This window comes from Pseudomonas sp. (genome assembly GCF_049653025.1).
In the GTDB taxonomy this organism is placed as follows: domain Bacteria; phylum Pseudomonadota; class Gammaproteobacteria; order Pseudomonadales; family Pseudomonadaceae; genus Aquipseudomonas.
The window spans coordinates 56300-71737 of record NZ_JBASFM010000004.1; the positions used below are offsets into that span (position 1 = coordinate 56300).

Consider the following 15438-nt stretch of genomic DNA (forward strand, 5'->3'; position numbering starts at 1 on the left):
AGAACCACCATGCAATTCGCCAACCCCCAGGAAGCCCGTGACTTCCTCGCCGCCCATCCGCAAGTGCGCAGCATCGAACTGATGCTGATCGACGCCAATGGCATCCCGCGCGGCAAGCTGCTGCACCGCGACGAGCTGCTGGCCATCTACGAGCACGGTCGGCCGCTGCCCAGCTCGATCCTGGCGCTGACCATCCAGGGCGAGGACGTCGAAGAGAGCGGCCTGGTCTGGGAAGTCGCCGACGCCGATTGCTGGACCTACCCGATCCCCGGCAGCCTGACCCTGCAACCCTGGCGCAGCACACCCACCGGCCAGCTGCAGGTGAGCATGCACCCAACTCAGGGCCTGCCGGCCGCCCCGGCCGATCCACGGCATGTGCTGGTGCGCGCCATCGACCGCCTGAAGGCCGACGGCTATCACCCGGTGATGGCGGTGGAGCTGGAGTTCTACCTGCTGGATAAACAGCGCGACGCCAACGGCCGCCCGCAACCGGCGCTGCAGAGCAACGGCGTACGCCCGCAGGCACCGCAGGTGTATGGCGTACATGAGCTGGAGCAGCTGCAGCCGTTCCTCGACGACCTCTACGCCGCCTGCGAAGTACAGGGCCTGCCGGTGCGCACGGCGATCTCCGAATACGCCCCCGGCCAGGTCGAGCTGACCCTGGAGCACCGCTTCGATGCGCTGCAGGCCATCGACGAAGGCGTGCGCTACAAGCGCCTGGTCAAGGGCGTGGCCAACAAGCATGGCTTGCAGGCCTGCTTTATGGCCAAGCCGTTCGGCGATCAGGCCGGCAGCGGCCTGCATATGCACGTCAGCCTGGCCGACGAGCACGGCAATAACCTGATGGCATCCGAAGACCCCCATGGCACGCCACTGCTCAAGCACGCCATCGGCGGCATGATGGCCACGCTCAACGACGCCCTGGCGATCTTCTGCCCCAACGCCAACTCGTTCCGCCGCTTCCAGGCCAACAGCTACGCGCCGCTGGCCAAGAGCTGGGGGGTGAACAACCGTACCGTGTCGTTCCGCGTACCGGGCGGCCCGGCCAAGAGCCGGCATGTCGAGCACCGCATCTGCGGTGCCGACGCCAACCCTTACCTGGCAGCGGCGGCGATTCTTTCCGGCATTCATCACGGCATCCAGAACCAGATCGACCCGGGCGAGGAAATCATCGGCAACGGCTACGAGCAGGCCCGCGAAACCCTGCCGACTGACTGGCTGACCGCCCTGCGCGCCCTGGAAAACTCGACCTGGGCCAAACAGACGCTGGGGGAAGAGTTCCTCAAGGTGTTCCTGGCGATCAAGTGGGCCGAGTTCCGCCAGTTTATGGGTGAAGTCGGCGAGCAGGACTGGCGCTGGTACCTGACCCACGCCTGAGTAACCCCACTGGATGGGTGGCACGCAAGGCTCAACCCATCCGAGCCGACTACGCTGTACGGAAATGTGCGAACCGGAGTAGTCCATGCGCCTTGGCATCATTCTGGCCTGCTGGCTGTGCAGCTGCCTGGCTTGCGCCGCCCCCCTGCGGGTCGGGCTGGAAAACCATGACTACTACCCCTACTACAGCGCGGTAGAGGGCAAGCCGCTCGACGGTTATTGCATCGCCCTGCTGCAGGCCTTTGCCAAGCACGCCGGGCTGACGCTTGAGCTACGCCCGCAACCGGTCAACCGCCTGTACCACAGCATGCTCGACGAGCAGAACCTCGACCTGCTGTTCCCCGATAACCCCGAGTGGGGCCGCGAGGCCAAGGTCGGGCAGCAGCTGTATTACAGCCGCCCGGTGGCGTTGATCGTCGATGGCAGCCTGGTCCGCCGTGAACGCCTGGGCCAAGGCCAGGCCGCCATCAAGCAACTGGGCATCGTCCGTGGTTTCACCGCGCAAGCCTGGTTGCCGGCAATCGCCACAGGCCAGGTGACACTGGTCGAAGTGCAGGATATTCAGAGCCTGATCCATATGCTCGAGCGCGGCCGCATCGATGCCCTGTACGCCAACCCGCAGGTGGTGCGCCATCACCTGCGCCTGCTGGGTATCGACGAACAACGCCTGCAGCTCGACCCGCAGCTGCCGCTGATCAACACCAGCTTCCACCTGAGCAGCTACAAATACCCCGAACTGATCACAGGTTTTGATCGCTTCCTGGTCGAGGAAGCGGGTACCTTGCGCGCCCTGCGCCAGCAATATGGCCTTCCCTGAGGCTGCGGCGCACACCCCATCCGCTATGGTTGGCCCACGTCCCTGCACAGAGCACCCTATGGAACCTGGAAACGCCCAGCTGTCGATGACCGTACTGATGACCCCGGACATGGCCAATTTTTCCGGCAATGTGCACGGTGGCACCCTGCTCAAGTACCTCGACGAAGTCGCCTATGCCTGCGCCAGCCGTTATGCCGGCTGCTACGTGGTGACCCTGTCGGTGGACCAGGTGACCTTCCGCCAGCCAATCCACGTCGGCGAGCTGGTGACCTTCCTCGCCTCGGTCAACTACACCGGGCGCACCTCGATGGAGGTCGGCATCAAGGTGGTTACGGAAAACATCCGCGAACGCTCGGTGCGCCATACCAACAGCTGCTTCTTCACCATGGTCGCGGTCGATGAGCGCGGCCAGGCCGTGCCCGTACCGCCGCTGCAGGCCGAGTGCGCCGACACCCAGCGCCGCCAGCGCCAGGGCCAGCAACGCCGCGAGATACGCAACGAGCTGCAACAGCGCTACCGCGCGCTGAACGAAGAAAATGGCTGAACGAGCAGACAAGCGATGACGTGCTCGGCACAATTCACAGCCTCTCACCGCAGCGAGTAAGGCAATGGAAAGCCTGTATTTCTCCCCCATGTTGCTGGGTCTTAACCTGATGCTGGCAAGTGCCATCGCCTGCAGCGGCCTGTGGTATTTCTCCCGGCCCTACCGCGGGCCCGGCCTATGGATGTTCGGCAGCTGGGCGCTGATCGTCGGCATCCTGCTGTTTATGGGCTTTATGGTCAGCGGCAGCAAGCTGCTGAATATCCTCGGCAATGCCCTGCAACTGGCCGGCGAGGCCATCATCCTGCTCGGGGTGTTCCGCTTCCTCGGCCTGCCGCTGCCCTGGTGGACGGTGCCCGCCAGCGCCGGGCTGATGAGCCTGGCACTGAGCTGGCATTGGTGGCTGGCACCGATCAATTCGGAATACCTGATCGCGCTGTATGCCGCGATTGGCGGCCTGCTGCCCCTGCAAGCCTGCTGGGCACTGTGGCGTACGCCCCGCGAAGCGGAGCTGCGCAGCGTCTGCCGGTTTGTCGCCATTGCCTTGCTCGGCTATGCCCTGGTGACCCTGCTGCGTGGCGTGGTCGGCATTCACGACGGCCTGCAAGGCATCGTGCACGACGATGTCACCCGCTCGGTTAGCTACCTGTTGCCGTACAACTTTGGCATTCCGCTGTGGCTGATGGCCCTGGTCGGCCTGGTGCTGATGACCATGCGCCGCATCCTCGCCGACAGCCAGCGCAACGCCCAGCAGGCAGCGGCCAACGCCGAACGCTTCGAGCGCCTGATGCGGGTCGGCAATGCCGGGATGCTGGTGCTGCAAGGCGAGCGCATCATCGACGCCAACCCCATGCTGGAGCAGCTGTTCCAGCGCAGCCGCGAGCAGCTGCTCGGCCAGCCAGTGGCCAGCCTGTTCGATAGCGCCAGCCAGGTGCATGTCGCCGAGCTGCTGCAACAGGCCGATGGCCGCCCCCACGACCTGCTGGCGCAACGCGACAACGGCCAGCAGTTCGCCGCCGAGCTGAGCATCGCGCGCCTGGCCGAGGCCCAGCAGCAGGTGGCGGAAATCCGTGATGTCAGCCACCGCAAGGCCCTGGAAGAACAGCTGCTGGTGCTCGCCACCACCGACCCGCTGACCAGCGCCCTCAACCGCCGAGCCTTTCAGGAACGCGCCGACCACGAACTGCAACGCAGCCAGCGCCAAAGCAGCCCGCTGTGCCTGGCGATGCTCGACCTCGACCACTTCAAACGGGTCAACGACCAGTACGGCCATGCCGTCGGCGATCAAGTGCTGGTGGCGTTCAGCGCGCTGTGTCGCCAGCAGGCACGCAGCACCGATCTGTTCGCCCGCTTTGGCGGCGAGGAATTCGTCATCCTGCTGCCCGACACCTCTCTTGAGGCGGCTCAACAGCGCCTGGAACGCCTGCGCGGCGCGCTGCAAAACCAGGCAATCGACACCAGCCAGGGACCGCTGCAGGTCACCGTAAGTATTGGCCTGGCCTGCGCCAATCGCGCGTGCACCCTGCAACAGCTGCTGCAAAGCGCCGATGCGCGCCTGTATACGGCCAAAGCCATGGGTCGCAACCGCATCAGCCTGACCGATTGATGGCCGCGCAGGCGGCACAGGCAGGGTCTGTTAAGCTCTGCCTTCTCTAGCCGGAGCCGCCATGATCGACCTCTTCGATATGTTTCTACTGATGCTGTTCGCCACTGCCTGCGCCTGGCTGTGGCACGCCCACGGCTTGCGCGAGCGTGCGCTGACGCTGGTGCAACAGCATTGCGCCAAGGCCGATGTGGAACTGCTCGACGGCAATGTCGCGCTGCGCAAACTCGCCCTGCTGCCCGATGCGCGCGGGCGCAAACGCCTGGCGCGGGTGTATGGCTTCGAGTTCACCGTCACCGGCGAACAGCGCCACGCCGGCAGCATCGTGATGTTCGGCCAGCACCTGGGGCGCATCGAACTGGCCGCCCACCCGTTCCGCCAACCGGCGGCAGACAGCGCCCAGGTGATCGAACTGGAGCAGTGGCGCAGCCAGCGTCAGCTGCCCGACGACAGCCTCCCACGCCACTGAATAAGGCCGGTTGCCGTTGCATCAGCACGGCACACAGCCGCGGTTAACCACGCTGCAATAGAAAGTTGGCCACCCGCGCGGCGCTGTCGTCCGGCTGCTCCTGCATAAAGCAGTGCCCGCCCGGCACCACATGAGCGCTGACCTGGGCATTGCTGGCGCACCAGCGCGCCACCGATTTAGCGACAAAGGGGTAACTGCGCTGGCCGTAAAGCACCTGGGTCGGGGTCGTCACCTTGGCCAGCGACGGCCATAGGCGCTTGGGGAACGAGCTGAAGATATCCGCCTCACGGCTTGGCCGGCATTTCAACTCGACGCCTTTGTCGCTGTCTTTCAACGCATGCTGGATATAAGCGACGAAAGCCTCCTCGGTCCAACCGCGAAACATCCCGCGACCATGCAGGGCTGTATGCGCGGCGGCGCGATCCGGCCAGCTGCTGCGCCGCTTGAGCGCCTTGCTGGCCAGGGTGGTACGCCGGCTCAAACCGACCACATCGGACAGCGCCATGACCCCGATCATCGCCGGGCTGAACAGCACCGGATCGAGCAGCACCGCACGCTGGAACAGCTGCGGCTGCTGGGCCAGCATCAGGCTGGTCAGCACCCCGCCAAAGCTATGGCCCAGCGCATACACCGACGCATCGGCAAAGCGCTCATGACCGGCAGCAAATGCCTCCAACGCCAACTCGGCGCTGCGGTTCCAACCATGAAAACGTCCGCCATGCTCGGTATCGCCATGCCCCTGCACATCACACAGCCACAGGTCGAAATCCTCGGCCAGGCGCTGCAACAACGGCGTGTAGACCCGCCCGCAATAGCCATTGCCATGCAGAAAATGCAGCAGCGGCTTGCCCGAAGGCGGCGAATGCCAGCCGCGCAGGGTGAAACCGGCGGAACAGGCGTGGGACCAGGGAAGCAGTTGCATGGTCGATATCCAGAAAAAAGTGTGCGCAGTTTATCAACACCCGCCGTCCCTTTGCCTCAGGGTAGACGGCAGCCGTAAAACGCCGCCTGCAAAGCCGCTGCATCCTGCGCCTGGGCAAAGATCAGCTCCAGCCGCGAGTCCTTGCGCCATTCGCTGTTCTGCCAATGCAGCGCCTGGCCCTCCAGGGCATTGGCCGACAGCCAGCCGGCGTTGGTCTGCAGCACCAGCTTGGCGCGCCGCCAGGGTAATGCGTTCAGCCACTGCTGCACCTGCATCAGCTCGAAACGCTGGCTCGGGTGCCAACGCCAGCCGATGCTCCAGCCCTGCTCCTGCTGCTGAACCTGACAGATCGGCTCGTCGACTACGCGCCAGATCTGGGCAATGGTGGCCTCGCCCTGCGGCAGTTGATCGAGGCCGGAGCCGGCTTCAGCTTGGGCGGCAAAACCGGGCAGTTGCGCCAACGTCAGTGCGCCATGGCTGGTCCATAACAGGGGGCGTGCGGGCAGCTGCGCCTGAATCCGTGCCTTGCTAGCGTCATCCAGAGTTTCCGCCTTATTGAGCAGCAGCAAACCGGCGCTGTTCAGGGTCGCCTGCTGACTCTCTGGCAGCGCAACACCGGCGGCCAGCGCCATGGCATCCAGTACCAGCACCGGCTCCTGCACGGCCAGCACACCCGCCCAGGGCGCTTCGCGCAGTTGTTCGAGCAGTTGCAGGGGATGGCCAAGGCCAGACGGTTCGATCAGCAGCCGATCCGGCTTGGCCTTGCGCAGCAGGCGACTCAAGCCGACCTGAAATGGCACGCCGTTGACGCAGCACAGACAACCGCCCGCCACTTCGCCCATGGCGATGTCGTCGTCATCCGTGGTCAGCAGGGCCGCATCCAGGCCGATCAGGCCGAACTCGTTGATCAGCACCGCCCAGCGTTCAGTGGCTGGGCGCTGCGCCAGAAGATTACGGATCAGGCTGGTCTTACCGGCACCAAGCGGCCCGGCAATCAGATGGGTTGGGATATTTTTCAGCATGATCGGCGCTTGCCAGTGTCCATCGAGAAGAGGGTTTCTGCTGCGGCCATTCTAACGGCGTACAACACCGCAGGAGCGGCCCTACGCAGACTGATTAAAAACAGCATGCTAGAGTCGCCGGCATATTTTTAGAGGGTCATTTGATGCGCGTTTTTCTGCTGCTGAGCCTGTTCGTACTGTCCGGCCTGGCCTGGGGTGAAGCCTGCGTGGTGCATAGCCAGGCCGAGCGCCTGGATGTGAAGGTCTGCCAGCAGAACCGCAGCATCCCGCCCAACCTGTTCCGCACCGGCTTCTGCCAACCGCAACTGAAGGGGCAGAAGGTCGAGGTCGAGTTTGTCGAGCAGTGTCCCATGGGCGCGTTCGGCGTCTGTCGCAACTCCACGGTGGGCGGCACTCCCTACAAACAGGACGTGCACTATTACGGCGTCGCCAGCGATGCCACCTACCTCAAACCCTTCTGCGAGCAGCAGAGCAAGGGTGTATGGATGGCGCGCTAGCAGGCCGTTGAAAAACGTTAGCGAGGCAGCCAGTGCAAGGCAAAACAGGCGAAAAAGCGGAGTTTACGAGCTGTAAATGAGCATTTTGAGCCTGTTTTTAACGCCGCAATGGCAACGTAGGTAGTTTTTCAACAGCCTTCTAGCCGTCATCAAAGCGTCACCCTATCTATGTTCTAGTGGCCTTGGGTACCTCACCCCTGCATGCCGGTTCACGCGTCGGCATGCCTTTCTGGTGCTTAAGGCTGCCATTATCCGCAGCCTATTTTTTTGCCTGAAATTTATAGCTTTTCAGGCCGCCAGCTCCTCGATCCAGGGCCCGAACGGATCCGCCATGGCCAGCCAGGCATCCACGCCCAGAGCCATTTCCGCATCATCGAGCAGGCAGGCATCCAGTTCGGCACTGAGCCGGGCGAAGTCGATGTTCTGGCCGATAAACACCAGCTCCTGGCGACAGTCGCCGCTGGCCGCATGCCAATGCTTGATGATCGCCTGGCGGCCTTCGTCATCCTGCGGCCACTGGGTTTTCGGCACGAAACGCCACCAGCGCCCGGCACAACCATGGCGCATCAGGCCGCCGGCCTGGGACCAGCTGCCAGCTTCCTGATACTTGCTGGCCAGCCAGAAAAAGCCCTTCGAGCGCAGCAGCCGGCCGTTGCTCCACTCGCGATTAATGAAATTGAAGAAACGCTCAGGGTGGAACGGCCGCCGCGCGCGATAGCCGCTGGATGCGATGCCGTATTCCTCGGTCTCCGGGACGTGTTCGCCGCGCAGCTCCTTGAGCCAGCCCGGCGCTTGTGCCGCGCGCGCGAAGTCGAAACGACCGGTGTTAAGAATCGTCGCCAGTGGCACCGCACCCATGGCCATCGGCACGATCTCGGCATGAGTGTTGAGGCCGCGCAGAATGGCCAGCAGCTCTTCGCGCTCGTGGCTGCTGATCAGGTCGGTCTTGCTCAGCAACAGCACATCGGCGAATTCCACCTGCTCAATGAGCAGGTCGGTGATCGAGCGCTGATCCTCCTCGCCCAGGCTCTCGCCACGGCTGGCCAGGCTTTCGGCATCGTGAAAGTCGCGCAGGAAGTTCACCCCGTCGACCACCGTGACCAGGGTGTCGAGGCGCGCCAGGTCGGCCAGGCTTTGCCCATCGTCGCCACGGAAGGTGAAGGTCTCGGCCACCGGCAACGGCTCGGAGATACCGGTGGACTCGATCAACAGATAATCGAAGCGGCCATCACGGGCCAGCCGGCCAACCTCTTCCAGCAGGTCTTCGCGCAGGGTGCAGCAGATGCAGCCGTTGCTCATCTCCACCAACTTTTCCTCGGCACGGTTCAGGCTGACATCACGCTGAACCTCGCTGCCATCGATATTGATCTCGCTCATATCGTTGACGATCACCGCGACCTTGAGGCCTTCGCGGTTTTTCAGGATGTAGTTGAGCAGGGTGCTTTTGCCGGCCCCGAGAAAGCCGGACAGCACGGTGACGGGAAGACGGTTGGGCATAGCGGGTGGCTCCAGCATTGATCAGGCACGATGAATTATGAGTTATAACATAACACTTAATCCAATCAACGAAAGCCCGATTGCACCTGAGCGCCCTGCCCTACTGCCGCGATAACCGCCTGCAGCCGGCCTGAGCGCCAGCATCCATAGGGGTTTCACGTGGAACCGCTGTATTTCCACTGCCACGGCTGTTGCGGCTAGTCGCAACAGCCGGGCTAACCTGCCAAGCTTGCCGGCACCGTTCCTCGCCGATGCAGACCATGCCAACGCCGAACCTGACCGTGCGCACTTACCAAGCCAGCGACCTGACTGCACTGGTCGCGCTCTTCAATGCCTCGGTGCATGGCCTGACGGCCGATCACTATGACGCGGCGCAGCGCCAGGCCTGGGCTCCAGCGGCTACGGACATGCCGGAATGGCAAACCCGTTTGTCTGCACTTGAGCTGCTTATCGCCGAAGATGGCCAGGCTATCGCCGGTTTTATCGGCTTCAGCCTGGCTGGCCATATCGACCTGCTGTTCACCGCGCCGGGTTATGCCCGCCAGGGTGTCGCCACGGCCTTGTATGCAGCCGCCGAACAACGCCTGCGGGCGGCGGGAGCCCGCGAGCTGTTTACCGAGGCCAGCCTGGTGGCCCAGGCATTTTTTGCCGGCCAGGGATTTTCTGTGCAGCAGGCACAGACGGTGGCGCGCGGCGCTGTTATTTTGCCGCGCATGCTGATGCGCAAACCTCTGGAGCCCCGATGAACACCCTGACGATGATCGTGCTGGCCGCCGTTGTGCTGTCCGCCTGCGCCATGGCGCTGTGGAGCTGGCACAACCAGCGCAAGCTGGAGAAGCTGGATGAACGCATCAACCGCCAGCGCGAGTTGATCGAGCAGATCGACAGCGTGCTGGAAAACCCGCAGCTCAGCGAAGCCGAGCAACTGGCACAGAGCGAGGCGCTGCTGGCCAAGCTGCAGGAAACCCGCAAGCCCTAGTGTTGCTGAGGTCATGATGTGTGGGAGGGGCTTTAGCCGCGACTAACCTTGATCGCGGCTAAAGCCCCTCCTACAAAAGCGTTCTACCAGCCGCCGCCTCCCCCACCGCCGCCACCGCCGCCAGACGAGCCACCGCCGGATGAGCCGCCGCCACCGCCCGATGAACTGCTCGACGGCGGCGATGAAGCCAGTGCCGTGGCGCTGCTCAGGCCAGCGGTCAGGGCGCTGCTCATCGCCAGTGGGCTGCTGAAATTGCTGCGGCTGTGGTACCACTGCGGTTGATAGTCACGCTGCGCCGGGTCGATCAGGCCGCTGGCCAGCGCCGCACTAAAGCGCGCACTCCACTGCTCTTCCACACCCAGGGCCATGGCGTAAGGCAGGTGTTTCTCGTACAGCGCAATGCTCATCGCCGGGGCATTCCCGGCCAGGGCCAATGCATCGCTTTCGGCCAGCTGCAGGTAATCGCGATAGCCCTCAAGACCATCGAGCAGCCGCCGTCCTTCGACCGACGGTGCTGGCAGCAGGTAATAGAACACCGCCACCACCAGCACATACACGCAGAGCAGCAGCAACGCCGGCACCGACGCCGCATCGCTGAGCATCCACAGGCCAACCGGCACCGGCCAGACAAACATCAAGCCCACCAGCGCCAAGCCGATCCGCTTGCCCCAGCCGGGTTCATGCCAGGCCATATACAGCACGAACAGCGATGGCACGCCAAAGCCCAGGGTAAACAGCACGCCGGCGAATCCAGTGGCCACATCGTCCTCACCCTGCGCCCCGGCAAACACCATCAGCAGGCACGCGGACACCGCCCAGGCCAGGCCCCAGGCCCAGATCCCGCGGTTAGTGCTGAACCAGGCCTTGCCCTGCACCTGCAGGTGGGTTTTCAACCCAGCCACGGCATCGGCCAGGCGCGGCTGGTAATCACTGCCGATCCGCAGCGCGACGCCTTCCTTGTTTGCCGGGAACAGGCGCTTGCACAGTTCGCGATCAATTTCGCTGGCGTCGTCAGGCTCGCCCGCGCCACGGGCCAGAGTAAAACCACTGGCACTGGCGTCATCTTCGATCTGCAGCTGCTTGTGGATGGCCCTATCGGTGAGCCACACACTGAACGCCCGCGCGTCCTGATAGCGGCCCTTCAAGCCGCGGTGCCAGAGGTAGCCGGCCTGCACCGCGCTCATGCCCTGCGGAGCCTCGAACAGCGCGATGATCAAGCCTTTGTCGGGGTCACGACCGACACGCTTCCAGGCGCGCAGGTAGAACAGCAACAAGCCGACCAGCAGCAGCGCACCCAGGCACGGGCCGAGGTTATCCAGCAGCAGATAGCCTGCGCGCGACAACGCACCCGGGCGCGCTACCTGACCCGCCGGCCAATCCACGGCAACCGTCAGGCCGTGGTAGGCCGGCAGGGCTTGCGTAGTGACCAGACGCAGGTAGTCGTCGCGTTGCTCGGCCACCTCGAACGCCTTGCCCTGTTCACCCGCCGCGCCGGTATAGGCGGCCAGCTCGCCGATCCGCGCGCCCTGCGGCAACTTGACCTCGACCGAGGCCTGGAGAATCGGGAAAACCCAGTCATTACCGGTGACGTTCCAGTACAGCTCGTCGCGGCCGGCGTGATGCAGCAGCTGCCGCTCGACCCGATAACGCAGCTCGTATTGATAGCGCCCCGGCTGCAGCAGAATGGACTCCGAGCCAAGGTAGTAACGCACCCAGGCACCGTTGCGCTCGGTGCTGACGTTCTCCGGCTGGCCGTCACGGGTCACCCCCAACAGGCTGATCGGGCCGCTCTTGCGCAAACCCAGCGGCAGCGCATAGCTGACCGGCAGATCACGGTAGATGCCGCGCTTGATCTGCTCACCCTCGGCCTGCACGGTAATCCGCTCGGTCACCAGCAGGCTGCCATCGGCTTGCACCTGCAGGGTGACGGCAAAATCCTCGATCACCTCATCGGCAGCGGCCCAGAGCGGCAACAGGCACAGGCTCAACAACAGCGCGCGGGCTAATCCTGGCATCTTAAAACTCCATTTTCGGCGGTTGGGCGTCATTCGGCTCATCCAGGCTGAAATACTCGGCCTGGGTAAAGGCAAAGGGTCGCGCCACCAGGTTGCTCGGCACCGACTCGACCAGCACGTTCAACTCGCGCACCGCGCCGTTGTAGTAACGCCGGGCCATCTGGATCTGCTCCTCGGCCTCACTGATGTTGCGCTGCAAGTCGAGGAACTGACCATCGGCCTTGAGCGTCGGGTAGTCCTCGACCAGGGCGAACAACTGGCGCAGCTGCGTGCTCAGGTGCGCTTCCACCGGTGCGCGCTGGCCCAGCGGCGCATCGGCCAGCTGCACCGCGCGCATGCGCTCCTGCACCAGTGCCTGCAGCGCGCCCTGCTCGTAGCTCATGTACTGGCGCACGCACTCGACCAGCGCCGGAATCAGGCTGGAACGGCGCTTGAGCTGCACGTCGATGCCACTCCAGGCCTCGGCCACCCGCGCGCGGTTGAACACCAGGCGGTTGTAGTAATAAATCCCCAGGCCACCCAGCACCAGCAGCAGCGCCACAACCCACCAGAATCCCGCACCTTGCATAGCCACTCCTTGATTGCCCATCTCACCCGCCCCCTCACCATAGCCGGCGCTGACCGAGCGTGCTGGCACACCCAGTAACGCCAGCAAGGCGGACATCCCCCGGCGATGCTCGTATCCTGTTGCAGGCCAACCCGCGAGGAACCCCATGCAAATCGAGTTACTGGAGATCCGCGACCACCTGCAGCGCTTCCCGCCCTTCGATGCCCTGCCAGGCGAGAGCCTCGACGCCATCGCCCGCCAGGTCGAGGTGGCCTACTTCAAGGCCGGCACGGATATCCTCCTGCATGGCGCGGCCATCCATGAGCTGCATTACGTACGCAGCGGCGCGGTTGAAATCTACCGACGCAACGGCGAGCTGTACAACCGTCTGAGCGAAGGCGACATCTTCGGCCAGGCCGGCCTGCTACGCAGCCACAAGGTGCGCTTCCCGGCGCGGGCCATCGAAGACTGCCTGATCTACTTTATTCCGGCCGCCCTGTTCGAGCAGTTGTGCGAACAGCACGACAGCTTTGCTGAGTTCGTCGAGGCCGAAGGCCAGTCGCGGCTGAAATCTGCCGTGGAAAACCAGGGCCAGGCCAGCGAGCTGATGCAGATCAAAGTGCGCCAGCTGATCTCCCGTCAGCCGGTCTACGTCAGCCCGCACACCCCGGTGCAACAGGCCGCCCAGCTGATGACCGAGCAGAGCGTGTCATCGCTGGTGATTGTCGACGGCAGTGAGGCCAGCGGCGCTATGGTCGGCATCCTCACCGACCGCGACCTGCGCACCCGCGTACTCGCCGTGGGGCTCGACAGCACAACGCCGGTGAGCCAGGTTATGTCGCCAGATCCCATCACGATCCAGGCCGATGACAGCGTGTTCGACGCCATGTTGTCCATGCTGCGCCACAACATCCACTACCTGCCGGTGGTGCAGCGCCGCCGGCCAATCGGCATCATCAACCTCAGCGACATCCTCCGCTACGAGTCGCAGAGCAGCCTGTACCTGGTCAACTCGATCTTCAATCAGCCCGATGTTGCCGGTCTGCAAAGCCTGCTACCCGACCTGCGCGGCACCTTCGTGCGCCTGGTCAACGAGCAGGCCACCGCGCACATGGTCGGCAGCGCCATGGCCGGCATCGGCCGCGCCTTTACCCAGCGCCTGCTCGAACTGGCCGAACAGCAACTCGGCCCGCCGCCGGTGCCCTACTGTTTTATGGTTGCCGGCTCCATGGCCCGTGACGAACAGCTGCTGGTCACCGATCAGGACAACGCCCTGGTGCTCGATGACCGCTTCGACCCGGTGCAACACGACGCCTACTTCGCCGCCCTCGCCCAGTTTGTCAGCGATGGTCTGGCCGCCTGCGGCTACAGCTACTGCAAGGGCGGCATCATGGCCAGCAACGCCCAGTGGCGACAGCCGCTGCGGGTCTGGCGTGGGTATTTCAGCCAGTGGATCGAGCAGCCCAAGGCGCAAACCCTGCTCAACAGCTGCATCTTCTTCGACCTCGACGGCGTGTATGGCGAGGTCGACCTGGTGGAAAACCTCAAGGACCTGCTCGCGCAGAAAGCCAGCAGCAACCCGGCCTTCCTCGCCGCCCTGGCGCACAACGCCCTCAACCGCACGCCGCCGCTGGGCTTCTTTCGCACCTTCGTGATGGAAACCGACGGCCAGCAGAAACACATCATCAACCTCAAGGGCCGCGGCACCGCACCGCTCACCGACCTGATCCGCGTGCACGCCCTGGCCTGCGGCAGCAAGGCACAGAACTCGCTGGAACGCCTCGACGACATCGGCAAAACCAAATTGCTGCAGCCCGAAGCCCTTAGCCAACTGCGCTACGCTCTGGAATTTCTCAGCCTGGTGCGCGTGCGCCATCAGGCCATGGCCGTGACCGCAGGCGTGCAGCCAGGCAACTACATCGAGCCGGAAAAGGTTTCCGCCAGCGAGCGACACAACCTCAAGGAAGCCTTTGGCGTACTCAGCAATGCGCAGAAATTCCTGCGCTTTCGCTACCCCGCGCAGCCGGGCCAAAGCCTGTGACAGCGCCCACCGCAGCTCTGGACTGGGCGGCGCGGTTTGCCGAACTCGCTGCCAGCGCCCGCGACCCACGCCTGCAAGCCTTCTACCAGGCTGGCTGCGTAAGCGCCGACACCCCACTGCAAGAGGTGCCGCTGCTGGCCCTGGATGTGGAAACCACCGGCCTGGATGCCAACCAGCACGCCATCGTCAGCCTCGGCCTGCTGCCTTTTAGCCTGCAACGCATTCGCTGCGGCGACGCGCGCTACTGGGTGGTCAAACCGGCCAGCGAGCTGAGCGGCGAATCGGTGACCTTCCACCACATCACCCACTCGGACATCCGCCACGCCCCGCGCCTGAGCCAGATCCTCGACGAACTGCTGACGGCCATGGCCGGCAAGGTGATGGTGGTGCATTACCGCAACATCGAGCGCAGCTTTCTCGACCAGGCGCTGCGTCAGCAGTTGGGTGAGGGTTTGCAGTTCCCGGTGATTGATACGATGCAGCTGGAGGCGCGGCTGTATCCCAAGCGTCAGCCGGGCTGGCTGGGCCGCTTGTTGGGCCGGCAAGCGGTGTCGATCCGTTTGGCCGACAGCCGCAAGCGTTACAACCTGCCGATGTACCAGGCGCACCATGCGTTGACCGATGCGTTGGCGACGGCTGAGTTGCTGCAGGCGCAGGTGGCGACGCGGTATGCGGCGAGTACGCCGGTGGGGGAATTGTGGAGTTGAGTCAGTTGTTGCTCGACTCGTTGTGGGAGGGGCTTTAGCCGCGACTGCAGCACCGTAGGATGGGTTGAGCATCGCGATACCCATCATTTGGCCAGTTCGTTGATGTGTTCGGCATTGCATAGCGTTTGCTGATCTTTCTGGTTGCGCCCCCTCGGGCGCGTCACTTGATTCGCTACGCTCACCCTTCGGGCCAGCCTGCGGCTGTTACTACGCTTCGCTCCGTTGCTATTGCTGCGCACAAGAGAAAGTAACCAAAGAGAATGCGCCCCAGCATCCGGGTTTCGCTTCGCTCAACTTCCCTCGCTCCGGTATTGCTCCGGGGGCCGGCTTACAAGGGCCATCCCTGGCCCTTTAAGCCTCTCGCCGCATCCATGCGGCTCGTCCCCCTCCGCAACACCTCCACT

Annotated in this window: 15 protein-coding genes; 10 read left to right on the forward strand and 5 right to left on the reverse strand. The window is 64.0% G+C overall.

Going from position 1 to position 15438, the window contains the following annotated elements; translation table 11 throughout:
• Positions 1-9 precede the first annotated feature (9 nt).
• From WBK23_RS01625 to WBK23_RS01645, 5 genes are all read left to right on the forward strand, one after another.
• Positions 10-1377, forward strand: coding sequence for a glutamine synthetase family protein (locus tag WBK23_RS01625; protein WP_424482248.1), 1368 nt, complete (start codon positions 10-12; stop codon positions 1375-1377).
• An 85-nt stretch (positions 1378-1462) separates the two neighbouring features.
• The gene (locus tag WBK23_RS01630) at positions 1463-2194 is read left to right on the forward strand and encodes a substrate-binding periplasmic protein (RefSeq protein ID WP_424482249.1); all 732 of its coding nucleotides are present in this window, start codon (positions 1463-1465) and stop codon (positions 2192-2194) included.
• Between the two features lie 58 nt (positions 2195-2252).
• Positions 2253-2738: an acyl-CoA thioesterase gene (locus WBK23_RS01635; RefSeq protein WP_424482250.1), complete on the forward strand. Its 486-nt coding sequence runs from the start codon at positions 2253-2255 to the stop codon at positions 2736-2738.
• A gap of 64 nt (positions 2739-2802) precedes the next feature.
• The gene (locus WBK23_RS01640) at positions 2803-4341 is read left to right on the forward strand and encodes a diguanylate cyclase (RefSeq protein ID WP_424482251.1); all 1539 of its coding nucleotides are present in this window, start codon (positions 2803-2805) and stop codon (positions 4339-4341) included.
• Positions 4342-4402: 61 nt separating this feature from the next.
• Positions 4403-4807: a DUF3301 domain-containing protein gene (locus WBK23_RS01645; RefSeq protein ID WP_424482252.1), complete on the forward strand. Its 405-nt coding sequence runs from the start codon at positions 4403-4405 to the stop codon at positions 4805-4807.
• 43 nt (positions 4808-4850) lie between these two features.
• Here WBK23_RS01645 and WBK23_RS01650 read toward each other — a convergent pair whose 3' ends face one another.
• A complete protein-coding gene (locus WBK23_RS01650) occupies positions 4851-5729 on the reverse strand; it encodes an alpha/beta fold hydrolase (RefSeq protein ID WP_424482253.1) in 879 nt (292 codons plus the stop codon).
• Positions 5730-5785: 56 nt separating this feature from the next.
• A complete protein-coding gene (locus WBK23_RS01655) occupies positions 5786-6751 on the reverse strand; it encodes a CobW family GTP-binding protein (protein ID WP_424482254.1) in 966 nt (321 codons plus the stop codon).
• A gap of 143 nt (positions 6752-6894) precedes the next feature.
• Here WBK23_RS01655 and WBK23_RS01660 point away from each other — a divergent pair, with 143 nt between their 5' ends.
• The gene (locus tag WBK23_RS01660) at positions 6895-7248 is read left to right on the forward strand and encodes an NADH:ubiquinone oxidoreductase (RefSeq protein ID WP_424482255.1); all 354 of its coding nucleotides are present in this window, start codon (positions 6895-6897) and stop codon (positions 7246-7248) included.
• 288 nt (positions 7249-7536) lie between these two features.
• On the opposite strand, the gene zigA is transcribed toward WBK23_RS01660, so the two are convergent.
• A complete protein-coding gene (zigA, locus tag WBK23_RS01665; protein WP_424482256.1) occupies positions 7537-8745 on the reverse strand; it encodes a zinc metallochaperone GTPase ZigA in 1209 nt (402 codons plus the stop codon).
• A 260-nt stretch (positions 8746-9005) separates the two neighbouring features.
• Here zigA and WBK23_RS01670 point away from each other — a divergent pair, with 260 nt between their 5' ends.
• Positions 9006-9491 carry a GNAT family N-acetyltransferase gene (locus WBK23_RS01670; RefSeq protein ID WP_424482257.1) on the forward strand — a complete coding sequence of 162 codons (486 nt, stop codon included), beginning with the start codon at positions 9006-9008 and terminating at the stop codon, positions 9489-9491.
• Entirely contained in the window at positions 9488-9724 is a 237-nt protein-coding gene (locus WBK23_RS01675) for a hypothetical protein (RefSeq protein ID WP_424482258.1), read from the forward strand. Before WBK23_RS01670 ends, WBK23_RS01675 begins: the two co-directional genes overlap by 4 nt.
• Positions 9725-9807: 83 nt before the next feature.
• Here WBK23_RS01675 and WBK23_RS01680 read toward each other — a convergent pair whose 3' ends face one another.
• Both WBK23_RS01680 and WBK23_RS01685 read right to left on the reverse strand, forming a co-directional pair.
• A complete protein-coding gene (locus tag WBK23_RS01680; RefSeq protein WP_424482259.1) occupies positions 9808-11739 on the reverse strand; it encodes a DUF2207 domain-containing protein in 1932 nt (643 codons plus the stop codon).
• Between the two features lies 1 nt (position 11740).
• Positions 11741-12403: a LemA family protein gene (locus tag WBK23_RS01685; protein ID WP_424482260.1), complete on the reverse strand. Its 663-nt coding sequence runs from the start codon at positions 12401-12403 to the stop codon at positions 11741-11743.
• A gap of 49 nt (positions 12404-12452) precedes the next feature.
• Here WBK23_RS01685 and WBK23_RS01690 point away from each other — a divergent pair, with 49 nt between their 5' ends.
• Together WBK23_RS01690 and WBK23_RS01695 are read left to right on the forward strand one after the other, a co-directional pair.
• The gene (locus tag WBK23_RS01690) at positions 12453-14327 is read left to right on the forward strand and encodes a DUF294 nucleotidyltransferase-like domain-containing protein (RefSeq protein WP_424482261.1); all 1875 of its coding nucleotides are present in this window, start codon (positions 12453-12455) and stop codon (positions 14325-14327) included.
• Complete coding sequence (locus WBK23_RS01695) at positions 14324-15034, forward strand: 3'-5' exonuclease (protein WP_424482262.1); 711 nt, start codon at positions 14324-14326, stop codon at positions 15032-15034. The genes WBK23_RS01690 and WBK23_RS01695 overlap by 4 nt, the downstream gene beginning before the upstream one ends.
• The last annotated feature ends 404 nt before the right edge of the window (positions 15035-15438 follow it).

Coding starts and splice junctions, on each gene's coding strand:
- WBK23_RS01635 (WP_424482250.1), top strand. CDS start 2,253: ATGGAACCTGGAAACGCCCAGCTGTCGATGACCGTACTGATGACCCCG.
- WBK23_RS01655 (WP_424482254.1), bottom strand. CDS start 6,751: ATGCTGAAAAATATCCCAACCCATCTGATTGCCGGGCCGCTTGGTGCC.
- WBK23_RS01680 (WP_424482259.1), bottom strand. CDS start 11,739: ATGCCAGGATTAGCCCGCGCGCTGTTGTTGAGCCTGTGCCTGTTGCCG.
- zigA (WP_424482256.1), bottom strand. CDS start 8,745: ATGCCCAACCGTCTTCCCGTCACCGTGCTGTCCGGCTTTCTCGGGGCC.
- WBK23_RS01630 (WP_424482249.1), top strand. CDS start 1,463: ATGCGCCTTGGCATCATTCTGGCCTGCTGGCTGTGCAGCTGCCTGGCT.
- WBK23_RS01645 (WP_424482252.1), top strand. CDS start 4,403: ATGATCGACCTCTTCGATATGTTTCTACTGATGCTGTTCGCCACTGCC.
- WBK23_RS01685 (WP_424482260.1), bottom strand. CDS start 12,403: ATGTCCGCCTTGCTGGCGTTACTGGGTGTGCCAGCACGCTCGGTCAGC.
- WBK23_RS01650 (WP_424482253.1), bottom strand. CDS start 5,729: ATGCAACTGCTTCCCTGGTCCCACGCCTGTTCCGCCGGTTTCACCCTG.
- WBK23_RS01690 (WP_424482261.1), top strand. CDS start 12,453: ATGCAAATCGAGTTACTGGAGATCCGCGACCACCTGCAGCGCTTCCCG.
- WBK23_RS01660 (WP_424482255.1), top strand. CDS start 6,895: ATGCGCGTTTTTCTGCTGCTGAGCCTGTTCGTACTGTCCGGCCTGGCC.
- WBK23_RS01675 (WP_424482258.1), top strand. CDS start 9,488: ATGAACACCCTGACGATGATCGTGCTGGCCGCCGTTGTGCTGTCCGCC.
- WBK23_RS01625 (WP_424482248.1), top strand. CDS start 10: ATGCAATTCGCCAACCCCCAGGAAGCCCGTGACTTCCTCGCCGCCCAT.
- WBK23_RS01640 (WP_424482251.1), top strand. CDS start 2,803: ATGGAAAGCCTGTATTTCTCCCCCATGTTGCTGGGTCTTAACCTGATG.
- WBK23_RS01670 (WP_424482257.1), top strand. CDS start 9,006: ATGCCAACGCCGAACCTGACCGTGCGCACTTACCAAGCCAGCGACCTG.